Below are 25317 nucleotides of genomic sequence, written 5' to 3'. Positions count from 1 at the left end.
CATTCTAAACCCAACATTGGGCAACCGGCGCGCCGATCAATCCTGGCTGACAGCGCCGATCTTGTGGATCGACAAGTCCGCCCCGTAATACTCCTCTTCCTGGCTCAGGCGCAGCCCGCACACGCGCTTGATCACACCGTACACCAGCAGGCCGCCGCCCAGCGCCACGGCGACGCCGAGGACGGTGCCGATCAACTGACTGACCAGGCTCACACCGCCCAGCCCACCCAGCGCCGTCTGCCCTAAGATGCCGCAGGCAATGCCGCCCCATACCCCACACAGGCCATGCAGTGGCCATACGCCCAGCACGTCATCGATTTTCCAACGGTCCTGGGCCGCCATGAAGCACCAGACGAACAAGCCCCCGCGACCACACCGGTGACCAACGCGCCCACCGGATGCATCAGGTCGGAACCGGCACAGATCGCCACCAACCCGGCCAGCGGGCCGTTGTGCAGAAAGCCGGGGTCATTGCGGCCGATCACCAGCGCGGCGACGGTGCCGCCGACCATTGCCATCAACGAGTTGACCGCCACCAGGCCGCTGACGCCATTGAGGGTTTGCGCGCTCATCACGTTAAAACCGAACCAGCCCACGATCAGGATCCACGAGCCCAGCGCCAGGAACGGAATGCTCGAAGGAGCAAACGCCACCAGGCGCCCGTCGCGGTAACGTCCGTTGCGCGGGCCGAGCAACAGCACCGCTGCCAACGCCAGCCAGCCGCCCATGGCATGGACCACCACGGACCCGGCGAAGTCATGGAAGCTGGCGCCAAAGGTCGCGAGCAGCCAGGCTTGCAGGCCGAAGTTGCCGTTCCACGCCATGCCTTGGAAGAACGGGTAGATGAACGCCACGATCAATGCCGTCGCGCACAACTGCGGCGCGAACTTCGCGCGCTCGGCAATCCCCCCGGAAATGATCGCCGGGATCGCGGCGGCAAAGGTCAGCAGGAAGAAAAACTTCACCAGGCCGTAGCCATGATCCGCGCTGATCACCGCCGCCGGCTGCATGAAGCTGACCCCATAGGAGATCCAATAGCCTATAAAGAAATAAGCCAGGGTGGAGATCGCGAAGTCGCTGAGGATTTTCGACAACGCGTTGACCTGATTCTTCTGGCGCACCGTACCGACTTCCAGAAAGGCGAAACCGGCGTGCATGGCCAGGACCATGACCGCGCCGATCAGGATGAACAGGGTATTGGAGCTGTGGACAAGGGTGTCCACCGCACTTTGCAGATTTTCCATGGAGGTTGGCAGGCCTGCGGTAAGGCAAACAGCACCAAAGCGGTTCAAGCCGGGGTTGCTCGCACCAAATTGGCACCAAAGCCGCCGTCCTTCTTCAGAGGACGTGAACTGCTTTAGCGCAGCGATCAACACAACCGGCGCTCCCCGACGGGGTATTTGCGCGAGTTTCAGTTAATTAGGGTAAGGTTTTTCAAGGTTTTCACCTCGACCGCCCGGATTCAGCGCAGGCCCCAGGGCATGCGCACCAAGGCAAAGCAAAAGCTGTACCACACAATCGCAGTGAACCTTCGGCGAACCCGGCGACTCGAAACCACACGTACAGAACAGCCACACACGGAGATAACCATGGCCGGCAAAACAGCAAAGACTGCTCAAGAAATACTGATGGCGGATTTCCAGACCCTGGTCAGCGATACCGAAAGGTTGCTGGACGACACTGCCATCCTGGCCGGTGACCAGGCCGATGAGCTGCGCACCAAGATTCACGAAAGCCTGCTCAAGGCCCGCGAAACCCTGCAATTGACCGAAGACTCCCTGCGCGAGCGTGGGCAGGCGGCCATTACGGCAACCGAAGATTACGTGCAGGCCAACCCATGGCAGTCTGTCGGCATTGCGGCGGGCGTGGGCTTTTTGATCGGTCTGTTGGCTACCAGGCGCTAATATCATGGCTATCGACGAATCCAGCTCGTCTAAGGGCGCAGGTACCACCTCCCGCCGCCTGGGCGCTGCCGTGCTCGGCTTACTGCACAGCCATGTCGAACTGTTTGGCATCGAGTTACAGGAACAGAAGGCGCGCACGGTCAGCCTGCTGCTGTTTGCCGGCTTGGCCCTAGTGTTTGCCCTGCTGTTGTTGGTGGGCTTATCGACATTGGTGATGATTCTGGTATGGGATACCGGCTACCGCCTGACCGGGATCATTTGTCTGTGTGTGTTTTACAGCCTGGCCGCAGCATTCTGCGGGGTACGCTTGAAAGCGGCCGTGTTCGATGAGTCCACGCCCTTCCACGCCACCCTCGAAGAATTGGCCAATGACCGGGAGCGCCTGTTGCCATGAGCCTGCCTGAAATCCCGCAAAACTCGTCCCGTCGGGAGATGCGCAAGGCGTTGATCCGCCTGCGCATGGAAATGCACCGTCAGGAAATCCGTCACGAGTCCCAGCAACTGATGGCGCCGCTGCACAAAGTGCGCGACCTGCGTCACAACTGGCAAGACAGCCTGGGCATCAAGCACGCGCCGCTGTGGGGCGTGGCGGCGGTGACATTGATGGGGTTCTTCACCGGCAAGGGCGCCAAGGGCGGCAGCATCAGCAGCGTGACGCGCCTGGTACGGCTGGGGGCCGGGTTGATCCCGCTGATCAAACTGGCCATGCAAGGCGCATCGCGCAGAAAATAAGCCCCGCTCGCTGACTCCACGCTACAACTGACCGCCTGGCAACTGCGCCACGGCGGTCAGTGCCTGTTGTCTGCCGCTGTCCACCTGAAGATTTCCGCTTGCCCCGCCCGCGTGGAAACGGGAAGCTGCAGGTGTCATTCACCGTACGGAGAGTACCTGCCTTGGATTGGCCTACCCTGCTGACCCGCGAACGTCTTGGCAAGCCCCTGCACAGCCCCGAAGAACTAGGCCGCAGCCCTTTTCACAAAGACCATGACCGCATTATTTTTTCCGGCGCTTTCCGTCGCCTGGGCCGCAAGACCCAAGTGCATCCGGTTTCGAGCAACGACCATATCCACACGCGCCTGACTCACTCGCTGGAAGTCAGCTGTGTGGGCCGCTCCCTTGGCATGCGCGTCGGTGAAACGTTGCGCGGCGCCCTGCCCGACTGGTGCGATCCCAGCGATTTGGGCATGGTGGTGCAATCGGCCTGCCTGGCCCATGACATCGGTAATCCACCCTTCGGTCACTCCGGCGAAGACGCCATTCGCCACTGGTTCCAGCAGGCCGCCGGGCGCGGCTGGCTGGATGACATGAGCAACGCCGAGCGCAATGACTTCCTCAACTTTGAAGGCAACGCCCAGGGTTTCCGCGTATTGACCCAGCTTGAATATCATCAATTCGACGGCGGCACGCGGCTGACCTATGCCACCTTGGGCACTTACCTCAAGTACCCCTGGACTGCCCGCCACGCGGACTCGCTGGGCTACAAGAAACACAAGTTCGGCTGCTACCAGAGCGAGTTGCCGATTCTGGAACAGATCGCCCATAAACTCGGCCTGCCTCAACTGGAGGAGCAACGCTGGGCCCGCCACCCCTTGGTGTACTTGATGGAGGCCGCCGACGACATCTGCTATGCGCTGATTGACCTGGAAGATGGCCTGGAGATGGACTTGCTGGAGTACGCCGAAGTCGAGTCACTGCTGCTCGACCTGGTCGGTGATGACCTGCCGCAGACGTATCGGCAATTGGGCCCGCAGGATTCCCGTCGGCGCAAGCTGGCGATCCTGCGCGGCAAGGCCATCGAGCACCTGACCAACGCAGCGGCGCGCGCATTCGTCGAACAACAGGACGCCCTGCTTGCCGGCACCCTGCCTGGCGACCTGGTTGAGCATATGCACGGTCCGGCGAAGCGTTGCGTACTGGATGCCAAGGACATGGCGCGCAAGAAAATCTTCCAGGACAAACGCAAGACCCTGCATGAAATCGGCGCCTACACCACCCTGGAAATTCTGCTGAACGCTTTTTGCGGTGCGGCGTTGGAGCAACACGGCGGGCGTACGCCGTCGTTCAAGCACCGGCGCATTCTCGACTTGCTGGGCAACAGCGCGCCGGACCCTGCCTGGCCATTGCACGCCTCGTTCCTGCGCATGATCGACTTCATCGCCGGCATGACCGACAGCTATGCCACCGAGATGGCTCGAGAGATGACCGGGCGCTCCAGCCCTCAATAACGACTCGATCGACTCGCTCTGTTGCCTGAAACGAATCGCCCTACGATGGGAACAGAGCGGCCTGATCGAATTCGTACATATTCCCGAGGAATAATCACGCACGCCATCGCAGACAAGACGAGCAGTTCCTACGCTCCCATCGACGCTTGACTCACTGTGTACTCTCTATGCCCAACTATCCCCTTCGTATTCTTTTGGTGGAGGACCACCCTTTTCAACTCCTCGCCACCCAATGCTTGCTTAGAAGCTTCGGCTTCCACCAGCTCACCCCCGTCGAAAATGCCGAACAGGCCATACGCACCATGACCCAGTCTGAATTCCCCTTCGACTTGATGTTATGCGACCAATGCCTGCCCGACCTGCCCGGACTTGAGTTGGTAGAAATCGCCAGCCGTGGTCAGTTTATTACCCGAGCGATTCTATTGAGCGGGCTACCAACGACGGAATTACTCAAACTGACCGCACAAGCTGCGCAGCGTAATCTGCCACTTCTGGGTTGTTTATCAAAACCGTTAAATAAAGATGAACTTGAGCGCTTAATGAGTTTAACTCACCCATTATAAGTGTAGGAATTTATACCTTAGTAATTGCGAAAAACAACGAGAGAGCTGTCGCAAAATACCCGTGACCGTTAGCTACGCCAACCGCCCTGAAAACACACACACTTAGTGTCACAATTACCTAGCAACTCGTAGGCCTATGCCTTTCTTTGTGTAGGAAACTTCCTGTTTTGCGCTTGTCACCCCCACGCTTCATGCTGCTGGCTCTTCTTCTGAGCTAATGTGAATGCTTTATTTGCACCTGCATGGAATGTGATTATGAACACCGTTTTTATTATCGACGACCACCCCGTTATACGGCTTGCCATCAGAATGTTACTGGAACATGAAGGTTACAAAGTCGTTGGAGAAACGGATAACGGGTGCGACGCCATACAAATGGTCCGCGAATGCCTGCCGGACTTGGTAATCCTGGATATCAGCATTCCGAAACTTGACGGCCTCGAAGTTCTCTGCCGCTTCAACGCCATGAACACTTCGATGAAAACCCTGGTACTTACTGCCCAATGCCCGACGCTGTTTGCCACGCGCTGCATGCGTTCGGGCGCGGACGGTTACGTCTGCAAGGAAGGCGACCTGAGTGAACTACTGAGTGCTATCCGCGCCGTACTATCCGGGTACAACTACTTCCCCAGCCAGGCATTGAATGCAAATGGAACGGAAGGCATGGACACGCAGGAGCTGGACTTGTTCAGGGCTGTTAACGACCGAGAACTCATGGTCTTGCAACTTTTTGCACAAGGCCGCACCAACAAAGAAATAGCCAAGGGCATGTTCCTGAGTAATAAAACCGTCAGCACGTATAAAAAGCGACTAATGCAAAAACTAAAAGCCCAGTCTTTAGTCGAGCTCATCGAGATGGCAAAACGAAACGCGCTAGTGTGAGAAAACGGATGCCCAGCCGTATCAAGGACTATTTGATCATATTGAGTGCCGGTTTGTACTTCAGCACTACCGTGCTTGCGGGCGACTCCACCGACCCGCAACACTTCACTTTATTGAGCCGCGCCGGAATCGTTCAACTGAACACTCAACTGGACAGGACCCAGCGCCAGTGGCTGCAATACAAGCGCGAACTGGTGCTGGGTACTGCCGCGCCTGACTACCCGCCGTTCGACCTCACCTCCAGTGGTCGCGATTACGAAGGCCTTACCGCAGATTATGCAGGCCTGCTGGCCAAGGCACTGGCCATACCGGTGAAGGTCCTGCGCTACCCTACCCGGGTGGCCGCCATTCAAGCCCTCGAAGCCGGCGACATCGATTTGCTGGGCTCCTCCAACGGCTTTGAGGCCGCGAACCCCAATCTCACATTGTCGGCACCTTACGCCGTGGACCAGCCAGTACTGGTCACTCGCGAGGGGGAAACCCGCAGCCTCAGCGATGGCCTTGAAGGGCTGCGCTTGAGCCTCGTCTATCATTACCTGCCGTTCGATGAAGTGGAAAAGCTGTACCCCAAGGCGGATATCCGCACCTATCCCTCTTATCAAAATGCCCTGAATGCAGTGGCGTTTGACCAGGCGGATGTATTTCTTGGCGATACGATTTCCACCCACTTCATGATTAACAAGGGCTACCTCAAAAACGTTCGCATGGCCAACTTCGGCAAGCATGAAGCCTATGGCTTCAGCTTTGCCCTGCGCCACGACAACCTCGTTCTCCTGAGCATTGTCGACACGGTGCTGGCGGCTGTGCCCATCAATGAGCGGGATAGCATCGCCAAGCGTTGGAGCGCCGGTAGCGATATCTTGCTGACCGACGAGAAGCTGCAACTGACCCCGCGCGAAGAACGCTGGTTGAAGGCGCACCCGGTGGTAACGGTCATCGTGAATGAAACCTTTGCCCCGCTCACCTTCTTCGATGCGGAGGGCAACTTTCGCGGCATCACCGCCGACCTTCTTGAACTCATTCGCTTGCGCACCGGCTTGCGTTTTGCGGTGCAGCGCGGACGTAAAGTCGACGATATGATCGAGCAGGTCGCCACGCAGAAAGTCGATATGATCGGGGCGATCGTGCCGAGTAACCAACGGGAGGCGCAGCTGAACTTCAGCCGTCCCTACCTGGAAAACTCGTACGTGCTATTGACCCGCAAAGAACCCGGAGCACCGCTGAACCTGGAGCAGATGGCGGGCAAGCGCCTGGCGGTGACCCTGGGCACTCCGCTGGCCGAAATCCTGCGCAAAGACTTTCCGCAGATTCAACTGGTGGAAACCGGCGATACCTTCAGGGCCTCCGAGTTGCTTGCACAAGGGCAAGTGGATGGCGCTGTGAACACACTGTTGATCGCTAACTATTTCCTGTCCTCGAAGGTTTTCCGGGACAAGCTGCAGATCACCACGAGTATTGGCACCACGCCGGCGACGTTCGCCCTGGCCACCTCTCGCCATGCCACCGAGTTGGGCTCGATCCTCGATAAAGCGCTGCTCAGTATCGCCCCGGATGAAATGGGGGTGATCAACAGTCGCTGGCGAGGCTACACAGTCGAATCCGATAGCTACTGGCGCAATTACAACCAACTGATTGCCAAAATCGTCATCGGTACCGGTTTGCTGCTCCTGATTTCCCTGACCTGGAATGCCTACATGCGGCGCCAGATCAGGCAACGAAAAATGGCCGAGCGCGCGCTCAACGATCAGTTCGAATTCATGCGCGCGCTGGTCAACGAAACACCGCACCCCATCTATGTACGCGACCGTAATGGCTTGCTGCAAACCTGCAACGACAGTTATCTGCAGGCCTTCGACGTCAAGCGAGAGGATGTGATCGGCAAAAGCGTGACCCAGATGAGCATGGCCCTCGCGCCCGAAGCAGCGCAGTACCATGCCGACTACCTGCGGGTGGTGGCTGAAGGCAATCCATTGATCCTGGACCGCACCCTGCATATCGAGGAGAGGAAGCTGACGATCTACCACTGGATCCTGCCCTACCGCGATTCCACTGGCGAAGTCCAGGGCATCATCGGCGGCTGGATCGACATCAGTGAACGGCGTCAGTTGTTCGATGAACTGCGCGCCGCCAAAGAGCGCGCCGACGAGGCCAACCGCGCCAAAAGCACGTTCCTTGCCACCATGAGCCACGAGATCCGCACCCCCATGAACGCCGTGATCGGCATGCTCGAACTGACGCTCAAGCGGGCCGACCAAGGGCATCTCGACCGTCCGGCGATAGAAGTGGCCTACAACTCGGCCAAGGATCTACTGGAACTGATAGGCGACATTCTCGACATCGCGCGCATTGAGTCCGGCCGTCTCAGCCTGGCGCCGGAACGCGTCAATCTGCGCGAGGTGATCGAGTCCGTGGTACGCGTGTTTGACGGTCTTGCGCGCCAGAAAACCCTCAGCCTGCTACTGGAGTTCAAGCCCGACCTGAACGACATCGAAGTCCTCATAGACCCGCTGCGCTTCAAGCAAGTGCTGTCCAATCTTGTGAGCAACGCCATCAAGTTCACCGAACACGGCCAGGTGAAAATCAAGGTGGAGGTGCAACCGAGCCAGACCCAGGAACAGGTCGACGTGAAGCTGGTCGTGGAAGACACCGGTATCGGCATCAGCAGGGACGACCAACTGCGCCTGTTCGAGCCGTTCGCCCAGGCCGACAATTCCGGGCACCTGGCCAGAAGCGGTGCCGGCCTGGGCCTGGTGATCTGCCGCAGCCTTTGCGCGATGATGGGCGGCCAGCTGAGCCTGAGCAGCGTGCCCATGGTCGGCACCCAGGTGCACGTCAACCTGAAAATGCCGCGCCTGCATCCGATCACCCCCCAGGGTGAGCACACGCCTGCGAAGCCGGTCTCTACCCCGGTGCTCAATGTGCTGGTAGTAGACGACCATCCGGCGAACCGCCTGCTGATGTGCCAGCAACTGGGCTACCTGGGCCATCAATTCACCGCCGCCGAGCATGGTGCCGCCGGGTTCCAGGCCTGGCGCCAGGAACAGTTCGACCTGGTGATCGCCGACTGCAACATGCCCATCATGAATGGCTACGAGTTGAGCCGTTCCATCCGTGAGTACGAGCACCGCGAACAGTTGGCGCACTGCGTGGTACTGGGGTTTACCGCCAATGCACAACCGGAGGAAAGACAACGCTGCATGGAAGCGGGCATGGATGACTGCCTGTTCAAACCTATCAGCCTCACCGTGCTGGAACGGCAGTTGGCACAGATCATCCCCCAACCCACGAGCCCGCAGCTGGACCTGGGATGCCTGGACGCGCTGACCGGAGGGGATTCGCAATTGAGTCGACGCCTGCTCGAAGAACTGCTGACCAGCAGCGTTGATGATCGTCAGGCACTCATTGCGCTGCTGGATCGCAAGGCTTCATCCACCGACATCATCGAACAGGCCCACAAGATCAAGGGGGCCGCACGCATCGTCCAAGCCAATGCCTTGGCCGGGCAGTGCGAAATACTGGAGCAGGCCTGCTCGCGCAACGATGATCGGCGAGTGATCGAGACGGGGGTCAAATCCCTGGAAAAGCTCATGCTCGAGCTGGAACGGGCACTGCAGGTTCAACTGCATGGCCTGGACGGCCAATAGGAGGCAGGGGCTTGCCCTAATGCCAGTCAGTTAAGGGCGAACACTGTACCTGTGGCGAGGGAGCTTGCTCCCGCTGGGCCGCGAAGCGGCCCCAAAGATGGGACTGCTGCGCAGTCCAGCGGGAGCAAGCTCCCTCGCCACAGGTTACTTTTTACCCTTTCTACTTCTTAACTCACTGGCATTAGGGCTTGCCCCCCGCCTCGCTCGCTCAGCAATCGGTCAAGCGCAGGAAAATAGCCGCGAGTTGTTCGATACCCGCCTGGTCCTGAGGCGTAAAACGCGCCAGCGACGGGCTGTCGAGGTCAAGGACGCCAATCAATTGGCCGTTCTTGACCAGCGGCACCACCAACTCACTGTTCGAGGCGCTGTCACAGGCAATGTGCCCGGCAAACGCATGCACGTCTTCCACTCGCTGGGTTTGCCGGGACGCCGCGGCGGCACCACACACGCCACGACCAAAAGGGATGCGCACGCAAGCGATCTGGCCCTGGAAGGGGCCAAGAACCAGCTCATCATTGTGATTGAGGTAGAAACCCGCCCAGTTCAGGTCGTCCAACTGATTGAACAGGAACGCGGAGAATTGCGCGCTGTTGGCAATGAAATCCCGCTCATCCGCCAGCAGCGACTCCAGTTGCGCACACAGCAGCGCATAGCCCTCGAGGCCGGTGCCGGCCTGTTGTAAATCGATCATGGTTGACGCTCCAGCAATTTGAGACCCACCCAGTAACGAGCGAACTGATAGGCGCAGCGGCCATTGCGGTTGCCGCGCCCGGTCGCCCAGCGCACGGCGAGAATGTCGAGTTGTTCATCCCGCTGCCACTGCAGGCCGGTCTTGCCGGCCAATTCGCCGATCCAGTGCTCCACCACATTCAGGAAGTGCTCCTGGGTAAACGGGTAGAACGACAGCCACAAGCCAAAACGGTCGGACAAGGCAATCTTGTCTTCTACCGCCTCGCTCGGGTGCAGTTCGCCATCCACGCGCTTCCAATTGTCGTTGTCGCTCTGGTTCTCCGGCACCAGGTGACGACGATTGGAGGTGGCATACAGCAACACGTTTTCCGGCGCCTGCTCCAGGGAGCCATCCAGCACGCTCTTGAGCACGCGATAGTCACCTTCCCCGGCATCGAACGACAGGTCATCGCAGAACAGGATGAAACGCTGCGGCAGCTTGAGCAGTTGCTCGACCACGCGCGGCAGGTCGGCCAGGTGGTCACGCTCGATTTCGATCAAGCGCAGGCCGGCCTCGGCGTGCTGGGCGAGCAAGGCGCGTACCATGGATGATTTCCCGGTGCCACGCGAACCCCATAGCAGCGCATGGTTGGCAGGTAAGCCGTCGAGAAACTGTTGGGTGTTACGCGCCAGCTGTTCACGCTGCTTGTCGACGCCGATCAGGTCCGACAGGCGCATGTCCAGGCTGACTTCCAGCGGCAACAGGAAGCCTGTACGGCCTTCGCGCTGCCAGCGGGCGGCCAGGCACTGGTTCCAGTCGATGACTTGGCGCGGCGCGGGTAACAGGGGCTCCAGGCGCGCCAGCACGGCGTCAGCCCGTTCAAGAAAGGCATTCAATCGAGAATCCACATCTATTCCTCTGGCAAGTTCTTGTAAAAGATGGCGTATTGGCAACCCTGTGGCAGACCGCACAAGGCTGCGTCAAGAAAACCGATTTATGCCGGGCAAGTCAGCGCTGGTGGGATGTTCAGCTATGCTTGCCGGGCGAAGGGAAACGTGAAGTGGTTCAACACTCGATGGATATCAAGTTCGCCCACCGCTTGTCTTATAAACAAGCCAGATTGACTGTGCTGGTCGGTTTCGTCTTGGGAACCTTGCTCAGTTTTATCCAAATCGGCATTGATTATGCCAGTGAAGACGCATCCATCAACCGTGAAATACGCTCGCTGATCGAAATTAGCCATAACCCTGCCTCGCGTATCGCCTACAACATCGATGCCGAACTTGCCCAGGAACTGACCCTGGGCCTGCTGCACTCCCCTGCCATCGCCCACGCACAATTGGTCGACAACAACGGCATGGTGCTGGCCGACGTCGAGCGGCCGCGCAAGGAAAGCCATTATCGACCCGTCAGCGATTTTCTGTTCGGTGCCAACCGTCAATTCGAAGACCGCCTGTACCTCAGCCATATGCCCAACGAATCCCTGGGTGTGCTGCGCCTTGATGTCGATACCTACGCGTTTGGCAGCCGTTTCCTGCGCCGCGCCGAGGTCACGTTGCTCAATGGTTTTGTGCGCAGCCTGCTGCTGACCGGGATCTTGCTGGGCTTGTTCTACGTCATGCTCACCCAGCCGCTGGTGCGCATTATTCGCGCGCTGAGTACGCGCAAACAGGCGCGACTGGACTGCCCGCCAGGGCATGAGCACGACGAAATCGGCGTGCTGGTCAACGTTGCCAACCAGCAATTCGAAAACATGGAAACCGAGATCCAGCAGCGTCGCCATGCCGAAGATCGTCTCACCGAATACCTGGGCCAACTGGAAGACATTGTTTCTGCGCGCACCCTTGAGCTCAAGACCAGCAACCAACGCTTGAGCCAGATCAATGATGAGCTGGAAGCAGCGCGGATGACCGCCCTAGGCATGGCCCAGGCGCGGGCGGCGTTCCTGGCCAATATGAGCCATGAAATCCGCACCCCGCTCAATGGCCTGCTGGGCATGATCGCCCTGTCGCTGGACAGCCCGCTCAACGCCGAGCAGCGCCAGCAACTGTCTATTGCCCATGACTCCGGCAAGGTGCTGGTGGAGTTGCTCAACGATATCCTCGACCTGTCCAAGTTCGACGCGGGTCAACTGGAGCTTGAGCGCATCCCGTTCGACCTGGGCTCGCTGGTGGAAGACACCGCCAACCTGTTGTCGCAAAACGCCGCGCCCAGCGTGGAACTGACCTGCCTGATCGACCCGCTGTTTGCTGCCCAAGTCATTGGTGACCCGACGCGGGTACGGCAAATCGTCAGTAACCTGCTGTCCAATGCTTTGAAGTTCACCCGCTTTGGCCGCGTGGATGTACGCCTGAGCCACCACGGCGACGGAGTGCGCATTGAAGTTTGTGATACCGGTATCGGGATTGCCCAGGATGCGCAGGTCAAGATTTTCCAGCCGTTCACCCAGGCCGGCGCTGGTATTACGCGCCAATTCGGCGGCACCGGCTTGGGGCTCGCATTGACCCATAACCTCTGCGAAGCCATGCAGGGCCGCTTGAGCATCAGTTCGGAAGTCGGCTTCGGCAGCCAGTTCTGCGCCGACCTGCCGTTGCCCACCCACCTGCCGGCGGCAGCTCGGGTGCCATTGGCGGGGGATGTGATCGTCATCACCCACCACAGCAGCGGCCTGGGGGAGTTGCTCACGACCCTGCTGCCCCATTGGGGGTTGGCGCCGCGTTGCTACTCCATGGAAGATGACCTGAGCGGACAGTACCCCGACCTGTTGATCACCGACTGCCCGGAGTGCCTGTTCCGCCTGAGGCCGGGCATCAGCGCGCCGATTCTGGTGGTGACTGCCTATGGCAACTTCATGCCCAGCGAAGAAGTCGCGGCCCTGGCGCCGCTGCAGCAACAAGCCCGCCCGCTGAGCCGTAACGCGCTGTACCAAATCCTGCAGCGTAATTTGCGCAGCGACACGCAGCCGATTCTGGACCCGGTCCAAATCGACGCCGCGCCCCTCAGCCACCGTGCGCGCATCCTGCTGGTGGAGGACAACCCGGTCAACCAACTGGTGGCCAAGGGCATGCTCGGCAAGCTCGGCTGCGAGGTCATCGTGGCCGCCCATGGTGGCGAAGCCCTCAAGTTCCTCGAGGACCAGCGTTTCGACCTAGTGTTGATGGACTGCAACATGCCCGTGATGGACGGCTACGAGGCCAGCCGGCAGATTCGCCAGAGCGGTCGCTGGCCGGACCTGCCGATTGTGGCCCTGACCGCCAACGCCCTGTCCGAAGAACGTGAGCGTTGCCGTGCCGCGGGGATGAATGATTACCTGGCCAAGCCGTTTCGCCGCGAAGAACTCAAGGCCCTGCTGGACCTGTGGGTACCTGAGACGACAAGTCTCATTTGAGCAGCGCTTCGATCTCTTGACTCAGGTCCTGGGGCTTGGTGGTCGGGGCGAAACGCTTGACCTCTTTGCCGTCACGCCCGATGAGGAATTTGGTGAAGTTCCACTTGATGTTCTTCGAGCCCAGAAGGCCTGGCGCAGCCTTTTTGAGCTGCACGAACAGCGGGTGGGCATCGCTGCCATTGACGTCGATTTTCTTGAACAAGGGAAAACTGACGCCGAAGTTCAACTCGCAGAACTCGGCTATCGCGCCTTCATTGCCGGGCTCCTGCTTGCCGAACTGATTGCACGGAAAGCCCAGCAGCACCAGGCCCTGGTCCTTGTATTGCTGCCAGAGCTGCTCCAGGCCCTTGTATTGCGGGGTGAAACCACACTTGCTGGCGGTGTTGACCACCAGAATGGCCTTGCCGGCGAAATCGGCCAAGGTCTTTTGCTCACCGGTGATGGTGGTGCAAGGGATGCTCAGCAAGTTGTCGCTCATGGCAGTGCCTTTGATTAAGGGAAGAAGCAGAAAGGTAGCTCGCCATTCAATAGCGTCAACTCAATTGACGGCAATGATGATGTGCAATCAACCCAGGGCCTCACGTGGGGGGAGCGAGCCCCCGCCCACATTTGACCACGCGGGTACTTGCCTAGCGCGGCACCAGGTCCAGGCACACCGAGTTGATGCAGTAGCGCAGCCCGGTCGGTGGCGGCCCGTCCGGGAATACATGCCCCAGGTGCGCGTCGCACTTGGCGCAGGTGACTTCGGTGCGGATCATGCCGTGGCTGATGTCACGGATCTCGACCATCGCGTTATCGGCAATCGGCTCGTAGAAGCTGGGCCAGCCGCAGCCCGAGTCAAACTTGGCCGTGGAATCGAACAACGGTTCATTGCAGCAAATGCAGTGGTACACGCCGTCGGTCTTGGTGGCGTTGTATTTGCCGGAGAACGGCCGCTCGGTGCCTTTGAGCCGACACACGTTGTATTGCTCCGGGTCGAGCATCGCTTTCCATTCTTCAATGGTTTTCTGCAGCTTTTCCATCGGTACACCTCGGCAACTGAAAAACCCTGATCTGTGTCTTTTCCGTGGATCAGGCGGCACGTATGATTGCGCCTCTTCAAAACGCCAGTCTGGCACCCGCGCCATCACCATTCAAACGTATTTATGGGTGCGCGGTGCGCGGGATTCACAGTACGGTAGTGCCGGTGCCGTCTGGATCGTTCATTTTCAGGATCACATCACCATGCAGGTCAGCAAATCGAACAAGCTCGCCAACGTCTGCTACGACATTCGCGGCCCGGTGCTCAAGCACGCCAAACGCCTGGAAGAGGAAGGCCATCGCATCCTCAAGCTGAACATCGGCAACCCGGCGCCCTTTGGTTTCGAAGCGCCAGACGAAATCCTCCAGGACGTGATCCGCAACCTGCCCACGGCCCAAGGCTACAGCGACTCCAAGGGCCTGTTCAGCGCGCGCAAGGCGGTGATGCAGTATTACCAGCAAAAACAGGTCGAAGGTGTCGGGATTGAAGACATCTACCTGGGCAATGGCGTGTCCGAGCTGATTGTGATGTCGCTGCAGGCCTTGCTCAACAACGGCGACGAAGTGCTGGTGCCGGCGCCGGATTATCCGTTGTGGACCGCCGCCGTGACCCTGGCCGGTGGCCACCCGGTGCACTACCTGTGCGACGAAGGGGCCGACTGGTTCCCGGACCTGGCCGATATCAAGGCCAAGATCACCCCGAACACCAAGGCCCTGGTGATCATCAACCCGAACAACCCCACCGGTGCCGTGTACTCCAGGGAAGTGCTGCTGGGCATGCTCGAACTGGCGCGCCAACACAACCTTGTGGTGTTCTCCGACGAGATCTACGACAAGATCCTCTACGATGACGCCGTCCATGTGTGCACCGCCTCCCTGGCGCCAGACCTGCTGTGCCTGACCTTCAACGGCCTGTCCAAGTCCTACCGCGTGGCGGGGTTCCGCTCCGGCTGGATCGCCATTTCCGGGCCAAAGCACAACGCCCAGAGCTATATCGAGGGCATCGACATGCTGGCCAACATGCGCCTGTGCGCCAACGTGCCGAGCCAGCACGCGATCCAGACCGCCCTCGGCGGCTACCAGAGCATCAACGACCTGGTACTGCCCCAAGGTCGTTTGCTGGAGCAACGTAACCGCACCTGGGAGTTGCTCAATGCGATCCCGGGCGTCAGTTGCGTAAAGCCCATGGGTGCGTTGTACGCGTTCCCGCGGATCGATCCGAAAGTCTGCCCGATCCTCAACGACGAAAAGTTCGTGCTCGACCTGCTACTGTCGGAAAAGCTGCTGGTGGTGCAAGGCACCGCCTTCAACTGGCCGTGGCCGGATCACTTCCGCGTGGTGACGTTGCCGCGCGTGGATGAACTGGATATGGCGATCGGTCGCATCGGCAACTTCCTGAAGTCCTATCGCCAGTAACCCAAATGATGCCGTACGACCTGCATTTGGTCGTACAGCGATTATCTGGCAACACTTCTCTGGCGCGGGCGACCTCGAACGGGGTGATAGCACCGCGCCAGGCGCCCTACCCTAGCGTTAACGGGGGTGCGACACGCTTGGCGGCGAACCGGCAAGGCTAATTGTTGTGGGAAAATCCCTTCAAGGCGCTACATTTTCGCTGTAGGACACAGTTTGAAATAGTCGCCCGGTTGAATCACCCCATGCCGCACCTTATATACCCCGCAGTAAGCGACATATTAAGCATGAGGAGAATTCTACAACCATGATGCGCATCCTGCTGTTCTTGGCCACTAACCTGGCGGTCGTACTGATTGCCAGCGTCACCCTGAGCCTTTTTGGCTTCGACGGGTTCATGGCGGCCAACGGGGTTGATCTGAACCTCAATCAGCTGCTGATTTTCTGTGCGGTCTTCGGTTTTGCCGGTTCGCTGTTCTCGCTGTTCATCTCCAAGTGGATGGCGAAAATGAGCACCAGCACCCAGATCATCACTCAACCACGCACTCGCCATGAACAATGGCTGATGCAAACCGTGGAGCAGTTGTCTCAAGAAGCAGGCATCAAAATGCCCGAGGTGGGGATTTTCCCTGCTTATGAGGCCAACGCCTTCGCCACCGGCTGGAACAAGAACGACGCGCTGGTCGCTGTCAGCCAGGGGCTCCTGGAGCGTTTTTCGCCCGACGAAGTCAAGGCGGTGCTGGCCCACGAGATCGGCCACGTGGCCAATGGCGACATGGTCACCCTGGCGCTGGTCCAGGGCGTGGTGAACACCTTCGTGATGTTCTTTGCGCGAATCATCGGTAACTTCGTCGACAAGGTGATCTTCAAGAACGAAGAAGGCCGCGGTATCGCCTACTTCGTGGCAACCATCTTCGCCGAGCTGGTCCTGGGCTTCCTGGCAAGCGCCATCGTAATGTGGTTCTCGCGTAAACGTGAGTTCCGCGCAGACGAAGCCGGCGCGCGCCTGGCGGGCACCAGCGCGATGATTGGCGCACTGCAACGCCTGCGCTCCGAACAAGGCCTGCCGGTGCATATGCCGGACAGCCTGACCGCCTTCGGCATCAACGGCGGCGTCAAGCAGGGCCTGGCTCGCCTGTTCATGAGCCACCCACCACTGGAAGAGCGGATTGACGCATTGCGTCGTCGCGGCTGATAACCCGGCAATACAAAAAAGGGGCGATTGAATCGCCCCTTTTTCGTGGGCGTGATTTACCGCCTGGTCAGCCGATAAACACGCTCATCAAGCCGAGTAACACCATCCGCCTTGAATTTGCTGCTTTCACTCAAAATGTCCCGCTCTTGCAGCGTGACCACATTCCAGTGCGGGCCCAGCAGCGACTGCACTTCCTCATCCGGGACAGCGAAGGGCGGGCCAGCCCTTTGCGCCTGGTCGTAGTCGACAGTGATCAACAGCCCCTCACAGGCGGGGGTCAGCAGGTTATCGAGATGCTCGGTGTATCGCGAGCGCATTGGCTGCGGCAAGGCGATCAGTGCCGCACGGTCATACAACGCCGCGCAATCAGCCACAGCACTTGCGTCAAGGGCGAAGAAGTCACCGCACCACACTTCGATCAGGCCCGCCTGATACACCTTGAACACGCCTCTCTGGTCGATCTGCGGCGTAAGTCCCTGTTCGCTGAAGAATGCCTCAACGGCTTTATCCGACACCTCCACACCCATCACGCGATGCCCGCGATCCGCCAACCACTTCATGTCCAGGCTTTTGCCACACAAAGGCACGAAAACCCTGGCACCATCGACCAGGGCCAACGTTGACCAATGCCGCTGCAAGTAAGGATTAACGTCGGTCTGATGAAAACCGATCTGATTGGTTGCCCAGCGTTCCTGCCAAATTCTTGCGTCCATGCATCACCCCGAAAAATCGATCAAAAGACACTAAATCTTATATTAGATCTCGATTAATGATCTGAATGAAGATAGCCCGAAATTAATCTTCAGGACTCTTCTTATGCTCCCCAGCCTGTTTATCTCCCATGGCTCCCCGATGCTGGCTCTGCAACCCGGTGCCAGCGGCCCGGCGCTGCAGGCTCTGGCAGCCGCGCTGCCACGGCCCAAGGCGATTGTGGTGGTATCGGCGCATTGGGAAAGCCACGGACTGCTGGTCAGTGGCAGCGCCGCGCCCGAAACCTGGCATGACTTCGGCGGCTTCCCTCGCGAACTGTTTGCGGTGCAATACCCTGCGCCGGGTGATCCACGACTAGCGAAGGAAATTGTCGAGTTATTGCAGGCTGACGGCCTGACTGCACAGGTCGACAACCAACGGCCCTTCGACCATGGCACCTGGGTGCCACTGTCGCTGATGTACCCGGCAGCGGATATTCCGGTGGTGCAAGTCTCCCTGCCAAGCCGCATGGGTCCGGCTTTTCAAACCCGGGTTGGACATGCCCTCTGCAGTCTGCGCGATCAAGGTGTGCTACTGATCGGCTCCGGCAGCATCACCCATAATCTCGGTGAGCTGGACTGGCGCGCCGGGCCAGAAACCATCACGCCATGGGCGCAAGCCTTTCGCGACTGGGTGGTCGAAAAACTCGCTGCCGGTGACGAAACAGCCTTGCATGACTATCGCCTCCTGGCGCCCCATGCAGTGCGCAGCCACCCCAGCGACGAGCATTTGTTGCCGCTTTACTTTGCGCGAGGGGCCGGCGGTGATTTCAGCGTGGCGCATCAGGGCTTCACCCTCGGCGCCTTGGGCATGGACATCTATCGCTTTGGCTAACACAGGTGCACTGCCTGAAATCCCAGGCAAAAAAAATCCCCGAACCAGTCGGGGATTTTTTATGTGCGATCAATCAGCCCAGGGGCGGATCAATCTTCGCGGTAGCGACGCAGCTTCAACTGCTTGCCGGCAACGCGTGTGTCTTTGAGCTTGGCCAGCAGTTTTTCCAGACCGTCTTCCGGCAGCTCCACCAGGGAGAAGCTGTCACGGACCTGAATGCGACCGATGGCTTCACGTGCCAGGCCACCCTCGTTGAGGATAGCGCCCAGCAGGTTCTTGGCAGCGATACCGTCACGCGCACCCAGCGCAGTACGGCAACGAGCACGGCCTTCAGCCAATGGAACCGGAGCACGACGCTCACGATCACCACGGTCCGGACGGTCGCCGGTACGCTCTGGACGATCACCGCGTGGCGCGTTGTTCGGTACCAGTGGGCGTTCTTTCTCGATCGCTGCCAGGGTCAGGGCCTGACCGTTGGTGGCTTTGCGCAACAACGCTGCAGCCAGGGCACGCGGGGTGCAACCGATATCGGCGGTCAGGCGGTCCAGCAGTTCGCCGTGGGTCGATTCAGCGTCAGCCACCAGTGGCGCCAGGCTGTTGGTCAGTTTCTTGATGCGGGCATCGAGAACGGCCTGGGCATCCGGAAGGCGAACCTCGGCCACTTTCTGGCCGGTGACACGCTCGATGACCTGCAGCATGCGGCGCTCACGCGGCGTTACCAGCAGCAGGGCACGACCTTCGCGACCGGCACGGCCGGTACGGCCGATACGGTGAACATAGGACTCTGGGTCGTACGGCATATCAACGTTGAACACGTGGGTGATACGTGGAACGTCGAGGCCACGGGCGGCAACGTCGGTCGCCACAACGATGTCCAGGCGGCCATCCTTGAGGGAGTCGATCACGCGCTCACGCTGGTTCTGGGCGATGTCACCGTTCAGCGCAGCGGCCTTGTAGCCTTTGGCTTCCAGGGCACTGGCCAGGTCCAGGGTCGCTTGCTTGGTGCGCACGAACATGATCAAGGCGTCGAAGTCTTCGACTTCCAGCAGGCTCAATACAGCCGAGGTCTTCTGGTCAGCGTGAACCAACAGGTGAGCCTGTTCGATCGCGGTAACGGTCTGGGTCTTGGTCTGGATCTTCACGTGTTGCGGATCGCGCAGGTGGCGTTCGGCAATGGCACGGATCGACTGCGGCAGGGTGGCCGAGAACAGTACGGTCTGACGGGTTGGTGGCAGTGCCTTGAAGATGACTTCCAGGTCATCCATGAAGCCCAGCTTCAACATTTCGTCGGCTTCGTCGAGAACCAGGTGGTTCACGGTCGACAGGACTTTCTCGTCGCGACGCAGGTGGTCGCACAGACGGCCCGGGGTGGCGACAACGATCTGTGCGCCGTTACGGATGGCTTTCAGTTGTGGGCCCATAGGCGCGCCGCCGTAAACGGCCACAACGGTTACACCTGGCATTTGCTTGGCGTAGGTTTCGAAAGCGGTTGCTACTTGCAGCGCCAACTCACGGGTTGGCGCCAGGATCAGGGCTTGCGGTTCGCGCTTGGCAGGATCGATGCAGTGCAGGATAGGCAGGGCGAACGCGGCGGTTTTACCGGTACCGGTCTGCGCCTGGCCAATCATGTCCTGGCCGGCCATGATGATCGGGATCGATTGCTGCTGAATAGCCGAAGGTTCTTCGTAGCCAGTCGCGATGACGGCGGCGAGAATGTTCGGATTAAGATTAAAAGCGGCGAAGCCGCCGGTTTCCTGGGTCATGGGTCTGCCTCTAAGTGCATCCGCAAAGACCCATGCTCCAAAGCTGCGCATGCCGTGTTGAGACTCAAGAGTCGCCCTGGCTGCTTTGTCGGCGGGGATTTGCGAAAACGAATGAATGAAAAAGATTCGTCAAGGAAGAGTCCGCTGTGCGGACGTGCAGCCGAAGCTGACTTCGGGGAATTGCGCTACCTAAACGCGGCCCGGTTAAAGGCCGGCGCGCACTATACCGGAAATAGCTGAAAAAGGGAGCTTTTTTTATCGCAAAGCACCGATAAACCGCGCTGCGTCACAGCCTTTGCAGATAACTGCGCCAGGGTCTATTTTGCAAAGGCCCGGCCCTGTTGGTCATCACGCTTAAACGGTTCACCTGTCCAGGCCTGCCCCTTGGTCTGAAACCTTAATCCGCGCCCCGAGGGTCCCCCGATGAATCAAGCCAGCACCAGCCGCGTTACCCGTGAACTCCAGGGCCATGTCCTGTTGCTGGGGCTGGACCGAGTGGCAAAGCGCAATGCTTTCGACCTCGACCTGCTCAACGAACTGAGCATGGCCTATGGCGATTTTGATCGAAACCCTGACGCGCGGGTTGCCGTGGTGTTTGCCCATGGCGACCACTTCACCGCCGGGCTCGACCTGGCCAATGTCAGCGGCGTCATGGCGGGAGGTTGGCAACCGCCCCTGGGCGGCTGCGACCCCTGGGGCGTATTCGCCGGTCCCAGGGTCAATAAACCGGTAATCGTGGCCGCCCATGGCTACTGCCTGACCCTCGGCATCGAGTTGATGCTGGCGGCGGATATCAATCTTTGCGCGAGCAACACGCGTTTTGCGCAGATGGAAGTGCAGCGTGGGATCTTTCCGTTTGGCGGTGCGACATTACGCTTTCATCAGATCGCCGGCTGGGGCAATGCGATGCGCTGGCTGCTGACCGGCGACGAGTTCGACGCCCATGAAGCCCTGCGCCTCGGCCTGGTGCAGGAAGTGATGGCCAGCGAAGACCTGCTGCCCCGCGCCATCGAGCTGGCCAATCGCATCGCACGCCAGGCGCCGCTTGGGGTGCAGGCAACGTTGATGTCGGCGCGATTGGCGCACAAGGAAGGCGAGACCGTGGCGGCCGCCGCGTTGCCGCCGATGGTAGACAAGTTGCTGAACAGCGAAGACGCCAAGGAGGGCGTGCGGGCGATGATCGAGAAGCGGCCTGGGGTGTTCAAGGGTATTTGAGTGGGCAGTGCCGGCCTCATCGGGAGCAAGCCCCCTCCCACAGTTGAAATGCGTTCCAAATGTGGGAGGGGGCTTGCCCTAATGCCAGTCAGTTAAGGACGAACACTGTACCTGTGGCGAGGGAGCTTGCTCCCGCTGGGCCGCGAAGCGGCCCCAAAAATGGGACTGCTGCGCAGTCCAGCGGGAGCAAGCTCCCTCGCCACAGGTTACTTTTTACCCTTTCTACTTCTTAACTGACTGGCATTAGGGCTTGCCCCCGATAGCGCCAGAACAGACGCCTAGGTCGCCGGCCGAATCACCTTGATCAACGCCTGCAACGAATAACCCAGTCGCGGCGCCAAGGCCTCGGCGCGAGCGGACAACGCGTCCAGGTCCAGTTCCTGATCCAGCTCCGAAGGCACCAGCAGGATCACGTTGCCCTCCTTCACCGGCAGTTCCCAGTAATGCCGGTGATACAACCCGCGCAACAACGCCGCGCCCAGCGGCTTGCCATCATCGGTGGCCCACTGGTTGATCACCAGCCAACCGCCGGGATTGAGCTTTTTCTGACAGTTCTCCAGGAACGTCCAGGCCAGGTGACCGACGCCAGGCCCCACGTCGGTGTACAGGTCGACGAAGATCAGGTCGGCCGATTCGGCGCTGTCGAGCAACTCCAGGGCATCGCCGATACGGATATACAGGCGTGGATCATCGTCCAGGCCCAGATATTCAATCGCCAGGCGCGGTACGTCGGGGCGCAGCTCGATGGCTTCGACATCCTCAAGCGCCAGGAACTTGAGGCAGGCCTGGGTCAGCGTGCCGGCGCCAAGGCCAAGGAACAGCGCGCTCTCCGGCTGCTCATGGCACAACGCACCGACCAACATCGCGCGGGTGTAGTCATACTCCAGCCAGCTCGGGTCGGCGGTGAATACGCAGCTTTGCTCGATGGCATCGCCAAATTCGAGAAAACGGTAATCGGCCACTTCCAACACACGGATCATGCCGAAATCATCATGGACTTCGGCCAGCAGGCGCTCGACACGCTCCTCGCTCATCACTACTCCTAACGGGTTGGCTGCGGGGCAAAGTGCGCGATTGTCGGCCAAGCGACGGCAGCAGGTCACGCACTAATTGCTGCTAACATTGACGCCCGAACGTCAACCTACCCAACGAGTGCATGATGAGCCAACCCTGGAGCCCCGACAGCTGGCGTGCCCTGCCGATCCAGCAACAACCCCGGTACCCGGATGCCGCGCACCTGCTGCAAGTGGAGCAGAGCCTGGCCAGTTACCCGCCGCTGGTGTTTGCCGGGGAAGCCCGCGAATTGCGTCGTCAGTTTGCCGAAGTCACCCAGGGTCGCGCCTTCCTGCTGCAAGGCGGTGACTGCGCCGAGAGCTTTGCCGAGTTTTCCGCCGCAAAAATCCGCGACACCTTCAAGGTGCTGCTGCAGATGGCGATCGTCATGACCTTCGCCGCCGGCTGCCCGGTGGTGAAAGTCGGGCGCATGGCCGGCCAGTTCGCCAAGCCGCGCTCGTCCAACGATGAAACCATCGACGGCGTTACCCTGCCCGCCTACCGCGGCGATATCGTCAATGGCATCGGCTTCGACGAAAACAGCCGCGTCCCGGACCCGGACCGCCTGTTGCAGAGCTACCACCAGTCCACCGCCACCCTCAACCTGCTGCGCGCGTTTGCCCAGGGTGGCTTCGCTGACCTGCACCAGGTACACAAGTGGAACCTGGACTTCATCGCCAACTCCGCGCTGGCCGAAAAGTACAGCCAACTGGCCGACCGCATCGACGAGACCCTGGCCTTCATGCGCGCCTGCGGCATGGACGATTCGCCGCAACTGCGCGAGACCAGCTTCTTCACCGCTCACGAAGCGTTGCTGCTCAACTATGAAGAAGCCTTCGTGCGCCGTGACAGCCTGACCAACGACTACTACGACTGCTCGGCCCACATGCTGTGGATTGGCGACCGTACCCGTCAGCTGGATGGCGCCCACGTCGAGTTCCTGCGCGGGGTGAATAATCCGATCGGCGTCAAGGTCGGCCCGAGCATGAACCCGGACGACCTGATCCGCCTGATCGACATCCTCAACCCGGACAACGACCCTGGCCGCCTGAACCTGATTGCACGCATGGGCGCCAATAAGGTCGGCGACCACCTGCCAGACCTGATTCGCGCGGTGCAGCGCGAAGGCAAGCACGTGCTGTGGAGCTGCGACCCGATGCATGGCAACACCATCAAGGCCAGCAGCGGCTACAAGACCCGCGACTTTGCGCAGATCCTCGGCGAAGTGAAGGAGTTCTTCCAGGTGCACCAGGCTGAAGGCAGCTATGCCGGCGGCATTCATATCGAGATGACCGGGCAGAACGTCACCGAGTGCATTGGCGGCGCACGGCCGATCACCGAGGACGGCTTGTCGGACCGCTATCACACCCACTGCGACCCGCGGATGAATGCCGATCAGTCGCTGGAACTGGCGTTTTTGATTGCCGAAACCTTGAAACAGGTTAAACGCTGAAGACGTTGTCGCCTGGACTGATGCCATCGGGGGCAAGCCCCCTCCCACAGGTTGGAATGCATTTCAAAATGTGGGAGGGGGTTTGCCCCCGATGGCGCCCTAAAGACCAGCCTCCAGGCCGAGCATTGCCACCCGTAACCGCGCGGCGCTCGGCCGCTGGCAATTGAGCACGACCTGTTGCAGCCCCAACCAATCGGCCATCTGCCGCAGGTTCAGCGCCAACGCCGACATCCCCTGGTCATCCAGGCCCGGCTCTTCCTCGTGCACCGCATGCACCGCCAGGCAGCCGTTGGCCCGTTCGGCGCGCACATCGACGCGCGCAGCGATCCGCTCGTTGTGCAAAAACGGCAGCACGTAGTAGCCGTACACCCGCTTGTGTTGCGGGGTGTAAATTTCCAGCCGGTAACGGAAATCGAACAGGCGCTCGGTACGGGCACGCTCCCAGATCAACGAATCAAAGGGCGACAGCAAGGCGCTGGCCGGCACGTTGCGTGGCACTTTGGGTGCCGGCAAGCAATACGCCGGCTGCTTCCAGCCTTGCACCTGGCAGTTCAGCAACTGTCCATCCTCGATCAGCTCGGCCAGGCGCTGGCGGCTGTCGACGGGTTCGAGGCGAAAGTAATCGCGCAGGTCTTTTTCAGTGGCCACTCCCAGGGCGGTTGCGCTGTGCAACAACAAGCCCCGCTGGGCCTCGGCTTCGTTCAGGTTGGCTTGAAGGATTTCGGCGGGGAGTACCCGTTCGGGCAAGTCATAGAGGCGTTCAAAGCCACGCCGCCCGGCAACGGTGACCAGGCCGGCCGCGAACAGCCATTCCAACGCGTGCTTCTCGTCGCTCCAATCCCACCAGGGCCCGGCACGCACCTCGCGGGTCGACAAACTGCCCGCGCCCAAGGCGCCCTGCTCTTCAACGGCGCGCAGTACGCGCTGGACAGTGCTCTGCTGCTCACGCCCGAATCGCGCCATTTGCGCGTAGATCCCCTGCCCCCGTTTGGCCCGCTCCATGCGCCAGCGCATCATTGGGTACAGCGCCATGGGCAGCAACGAGGCTTCGTGCCCCCAATATTCGAACAGCGAGCGCTGCCGCCCCTGGCTCCAGGCAGCCTGTTCGAGCATCAAGGGGGAATAACGGCCCAGCCGAGAAAACAGCGGCAGGTAATGGGAGCGCACCACGGCATTGACCGAATCGATCTGCAGCACACCGAGGCGCTCGATCACACGGTTGAGGTGCGCAGCTTTTATCTGTGCCGGCGGCTGGCGCCCGGAAAACCCCTGGGCTGCCAGCGCCATGCGTCGTGCTTGCTTGAGGGAAAAGGACAGGACGGCGGGCATGGGTAGCTCCTCGAAT

The 25317-nt window shown here is 60.0% G+C and carries 21 protein-coding genes and 1 pseudogene; 13 read left to right on the top strand and 9 right to left on the bottom strand.

Annotated elements, in window-relative coordinates; translation table 11 throughout:
• Positions 1-36 precede the first annotated feature (36 nt).
• Positions 37-1244 (bottom strand): annotated as a pseudogene (locus C4J88_RS08300) (ammonium transporter).
• A 345-nt stretch (positions 1245-1589) separates the two neighbouring features.
• On the opposite strand from C4J88_RS08300, the gene C4J88_RS08295 reads away from it, so the two are divergent.
• From C4J88_RS08295 to C4J88_RS08265, 7 genes are all read left to right on the top strand, one after another.
• A complete protein-coding gene (locus tag C4J88_RS08295) occupies positions 1590-1904 on the top strand; it encodes a YqjD family protein (protein WP_124361931.1) in 315 nt (104 codons plus the stop codon).
• A gap of 4 nt (positions 1905-1908) precedes the next feature.
• Positions 1909-2298, top strand: a complete 390-nt coding sequence (locus C4J88_RS08290; protein WP_124366397.1) for a phage holin family protein — start codon at positions 1909-1911, stop codon at positions 2296-2298.
• Complete coding sequence (locus tag C4J88_RS08285) at positions 2295-2636, top strand: hypothetical protein (protein ID WP_124361929.1); 342 nt, start codon at positions 2295-2297, stop codon at positions 2634-2636. Before C4J88_RS08290 ends, C4J88_RS08285 begins: the two co-directional genes overlap by 4 nt.
• A 161-nt stretch (positions 2637-2797) precedes the next feature.
• Positions 2798-4129 (top strand): deoxyguanosinetriphosphate triphosphohydrolase, encoded by a 1332-nt coding sequence (locus tag C4J88_RS08280; RefSeq protein WP_124361928.1) that lies wholly within the window; start codon positions 2798-2800, stop codon positions 4127-4129.
• A 167-nt stretch (positions 4130-4296) separates the two neighbouring features.
• A complete protein-coding gene (locus C4J88_RS08275; protein WP_124406702.1) occupies positions 4297-4692 on the top strand; it encodes a response regulator in 396 nt (131 codons plus the stop codon).
• A 255-nt stretch (positions 4693-4947) separates the two neighbouring features.
• Positions 4948-5574, top strand: a complete 627-nt coding sequence (locus tag C4J88_RS08270; protein ID WP_124366395.1) for a response regulator transcription factor — start codon at positions 4948-4950, stop codon at positions 5572-5574.
• An 8-nt stretch (positions 5575-5582) separates the two neighbouring features.
• Complete coding sequence (locus C4J88_RS08265; RefSeq protein ID WP_124406701.1) at positions 5583-9218, top strand: transporter substrate-binding domain-containing protein; 3636 nt, start codon at positions 5583-5585, stop codon at positions 9216-9218.
• Positions 9219-9426: 208 nt separating this feature from the next.
• Here C4J88_RS08265 and C4J88_RS08260 read toward each other — a convergent pair whose 3' ends face one another.
• Both C4J88_RS08260 and C4J88_RS08255 read right to left on the bottom strand, forming a co-directional pair.
• Positions 9427-9909: a GAF domain-containing protein gene (locus C4J88_RS08260; RefSeq protein WP_124406700.1), complete on the bottom strand. Its 483-nt coding sequence runs from the start codon at positions 9907-9909 to the stop codon at positions 9427-9429.
• A complete protein-coding gene (locus tag C4J88_RS08255) occupies positions 9906-10796 on the bottom strand; it encodes an ATP-binding protein (RefSeq protein ID WP_124366393.1) in 891 nt (296 codons plus the stop codon). Before C4J88_RS08255 ends, C4J88_RS08260 begins: the two co-directional genes overlap by 4 nt.
• Before the next feature lie 167 nt (positions 10797-10963).
• On the opposite strand from C4J88_RS08255, the gene C4J88_RS08250 reads away from it, so the two are divergent.
• Positions 10964-13276 carry a response regulator gene (locus C4J88_RS08250; RefSeq protein WP_124366392.1) on the top strand — a complete coding sequence of 771 codons (2313 nt, stop codon included), beginning with the start codon at positions 10964-10966 and terminating at the stop codon, positions 13274-13276.
• Here C4J88_RS08250 and C4J88_RS08245 read toward each other — a convergent pair.
• Complete coding sequence (locus C4J88_RS08245) at positions 13269-13754, bottom strand: glutathione peroxidase (protein ID WP_124406699.1); 486 nt, start codon at positions 13752-13754, stop codon at positions 13269-13271. The two genes, C4J88_RS08250 and C4J88_RS08245, sit on opposite strands and share 8 nt — an antisense overlap.
• Before the next feature lie 151 nt (positions 13755-13905).
• A complete protein-coding gene (msrB, locus tag C4J88_RS08240; protein WP_124366390.1) occupies positions 13906-14298 on the bottom strand; it encodes a peptide-methionine (R)-S-oxide reductase MsrB in 393 nt (130 codons plus the stop codon).
• Between the two features lie 202 nt (positions 14299-14500).
• Between msrB and C4J88_RS08235 the strand changes: the two genes are divergently transcribed.
• On the top strand, positions 14501-15712 hold the full coding sequence (locus tag C4J88_RS08235; RefSeq protein WP_065885153.1) for a pyridoxal phosphate-dependent aminotransferase: 1212 nt from the start codon (positions 14501-14503) through the stop codon (positions 15710-15712).
• 304 nt (positions 15713-16016) lie between these two features.
• Positions 16017-16904 (top strand): protease HtpX, encoded by an 888-nt coding sequence (gene htpX, locus C4J88_RS08230; protein WP_124361920.1) that lies wholly within the window; start codon positions 16017-16019, stop codon positions 16902-16904.
• A 56-nt stretch (positions 16905-16960) separates the two neighbouring features.
• On the opposite strand, the gene C4J88_RS08225 is transcribed toward htpX, so the two are convergent.
• Positions 16961-17617, bottom strand: a complete 657-nt coding sequence (locus C4J88_RS08225; RefSeq protein ID WP_124406698.1) for a thiopurine S-methyltransferase — start codon at positions 17615-17617, stop codon at positions 16961-16963.
• 103 nt (positions 17618-17720) lie between these two features.
• Here C4J88_RS08225 and C4J88_RS08220 point away from each other — a divergent pair, with 103 nt between their 5' ends.
• Entirely contained in the window at positions 17721-18488 is a 768-nt protein-coding gene (locus C4J88_RS08220) for a class III extradiol ring-cleavage dioxygenase (protein WP_124406697.1), read from the top strand.
• Between the two features lie 89 nt (positions 18489-18577).
• Here the strand turns inward: C4J88_RS08220 and C4J88_RS08215 are convergent, their stop codons facing one another.
• Positions 18578-20251: a DEAD/DEAH box helicase gene (locus C4J88_RS08215; protein ID WP_124366387.1), complete on the bottom strand. Its 1674-nt coding sequence runs from the start codon at positions 20249-20251 to the stop codon at positions 18578-18580.
• A 423-nt stretch (positions 20252-20674) separates the two neighbouring features.
• Here C4J88_RS08215 and C4J88_RS08205 point away from each other — a divergent pair, with 423 nt between their 5' ends.
• Entirely contained in the window at positions 20675-21466 is a 792-nt protein-coding gene (locus C4J88_RS08205) for a crotonase/enoyl-CoA hydratase family protein (protein ID WP_124406696.1), read from the top strand.
• Between the two features lie 278 nt (positions 21467-21744).
• On the opposite strand, the gene C4J88_RS08200 is transcribed toward C4J88_RS08205, so the two are convergent.
• The gene (locus tag C4J88_RS08200) at positions 21745-22500 is read right to left on the bottom strand and encodes a spermidine synthase (RefSeq protein WP_124366385.1); all 756 of its coding nucleotides are present in this window, start codon (positions 22498-22500) and stop codon (positions 21745-21747) included.
• Positions 22501-22625: 125 nt separating this feature from the next.
• On the opposite strand from C4J88_RS08200, the gene C4J88_RS08195 reads away from it, so the two are divergent.
• Positions 22626-23972 (top strand): class II 3-deoxy-7-phosphoheptulonate synthase, encoded by a 1347-nt coding sequence (locus C4J88_RS08195; protein ID WP_124406695.1) that lies wholly within the window; start codon positions 22626-22628, stop codon positions 23970-23972.
• A gap of 99 nt (positions 23973-24071) precedes the next feature.
• Here the strand turns inward: C4J88_RS08195 and C4J88_RS08190 are convergent, their stop codons facing one another.
• A complete protein-coding gene (locus C4J88_RS08190) occupies positions 24072-25301 on the bottom strand; it encodes a winged helix-turn-helix domain-containing protein (RefSeq protein WP_124406694.1) in 1230 nt (409 codons plus the stop codon).
• Positions 25302-25317: the final 16 nt, after the last annotated feature.

Source organism: Pseudomonas sp. R4-39-08, from assembly GCF_003852275.1.
Lineage (GTDB): Bacteria > Pseudomonadota > Gammaproteobacteria > Pseudomonadales > Pseudomonadaceae > Aquipseudomonas.
Note: the sequence above shows the minus strand (reverse complement) of the source record. Positions and strands in the feature narration are given on the sequence as shown.

Bases quoted from the DNA above. Each gene is read 5' to 3' on its own strand.
- C4J88_RS08235 (WP_065885153.1), top strand. From the start codon at position 14,501: ATGCAGGTCAGCAAATCGAACAAGCTCGCCAACGTCTGCTACGACATT.
- C4J88_RS08260 (WP_124406700.1), bottom strand. From the start codon at position 9,909: ATGATCGATTTACAACAGGCCGGCACCGGCCTCGAGGGCTATGCGCTG.
- C4J88_RS08195 (WP_124406695.1), top strand. From the start codon at position 22,626: ATGAGCCAACCCTGGAGCCCCGACAGCTGGCGTGCCCTGCCGATCCAG.
- C4J88_RS08295 (WP_124361931.1), top strand. From the start codon at position 1,590: ATGGCCGGCAAAACAGCAAAGACTGCTCAAGAAATACTGATGGCGGAT.
- C4J88_RS08290 (WP_124366397.1), top strand. From the start codon at position 1,909: ATGGCTATCGACGAATCCAGCTCGTCTAAGGGCGCAGGTACCACCTCC.
- C4J88_RS08215 (WP_124366387.1), bottom strand. From the start codon at position 20,251: ATGACCCAGGAAACCGGCGGCTTCGCCGCTTTTAATCTTAATCCGAAC.
- C4J88_RS08205 (WP_124406696.1), top strand. From the start codon at position 20,675: ATGAATCAAGCCAGCACCAGCCGCGTTACCCGTGAACTCCAGGGCCAT.
- C4J88_RS08265 (WP_124406701.1), top strand. From the start codon at position 5,583: ATGCCCAGCCGTATCAAGGACTATTTGATCATATTGAGTGCCGGTTTG.
- C4J88_RS08285 (WP_124361929.1), top strand. From the start codon at position 2,295: ATGAGCCTGCCTGAAATCCCGCAAAACTCGTCCCGTCGGGAGATGCGC.
- msrB (WP_124366390.1), bottom strand. From the start codon at position 14,298: ATGGAAAAGCTGCAGAAAACCATTGAAGAATGGAAAGCGATGCTCGAC.
- C4J88_RS08250 (WP_124366392.1), top strand. From the start codon at position 10,964: ATGGATATCAAGTTCGCCCACCGCTTGTCTTATAAACAAGCCAGATTG.
- C4J88_RS08190 (WP_124406694.1), bottom strand. From the start codon at position 25,301: ATGCCCGCCGTCCTGTCCTTTTCCCTCAAGCAAGCACGACGCATGGCG.
- C4J88_RS08245 (WP_124406699.1), bottom strand. From the start codon at position 13,754: ATGAGCGACAACTTGCTGAGCATCCCTTGCACCACCATCACCGGTGAG.
- htpX (WP_124361920.1), top strand. From the start codon at position 16,017: ATGATGCGCATCCTGCTGTTCTTGGCCACTAACCTGGCGGTCGTACTG.
- C4J88_RS08270 (WP_124366395.1), top strand. From the start codon at position 4,948: ATGAACACCGTTTTTATTATCGACGACCACCCCGTTATACGGCTTGCC.
- C4J88_RS08200 (WP_124366385.1), bottom strand. From the start codon at position 22,500: ATGAGCGAGGAGCGTGTCGAGCGCCTGCTGGCCGAAGTCCATGATGAT.
- C4J88_RS08225 (WP_124406698.1), bottom strand. From the start codon at position 17,617: ATGGACGCAAGAATTTGGCAGGAACGCTGGGCAACCAATCAGATCGGT.
- C4J88_RS08275 (WP_124406702.1), top strand. From the start codon at position 4,297: ATGCCCAACTATCCCCTTCGTATTCTTTTGGTGGAGGACCACCCTTTT.
- C4J88_RS08220 (WP_124406697.1), top strand. From the start codon at position 17,721: ATGCTCCCCAGCCTGTTTATCTCCCATGGCTCCCCGATGCTGGCTCTG.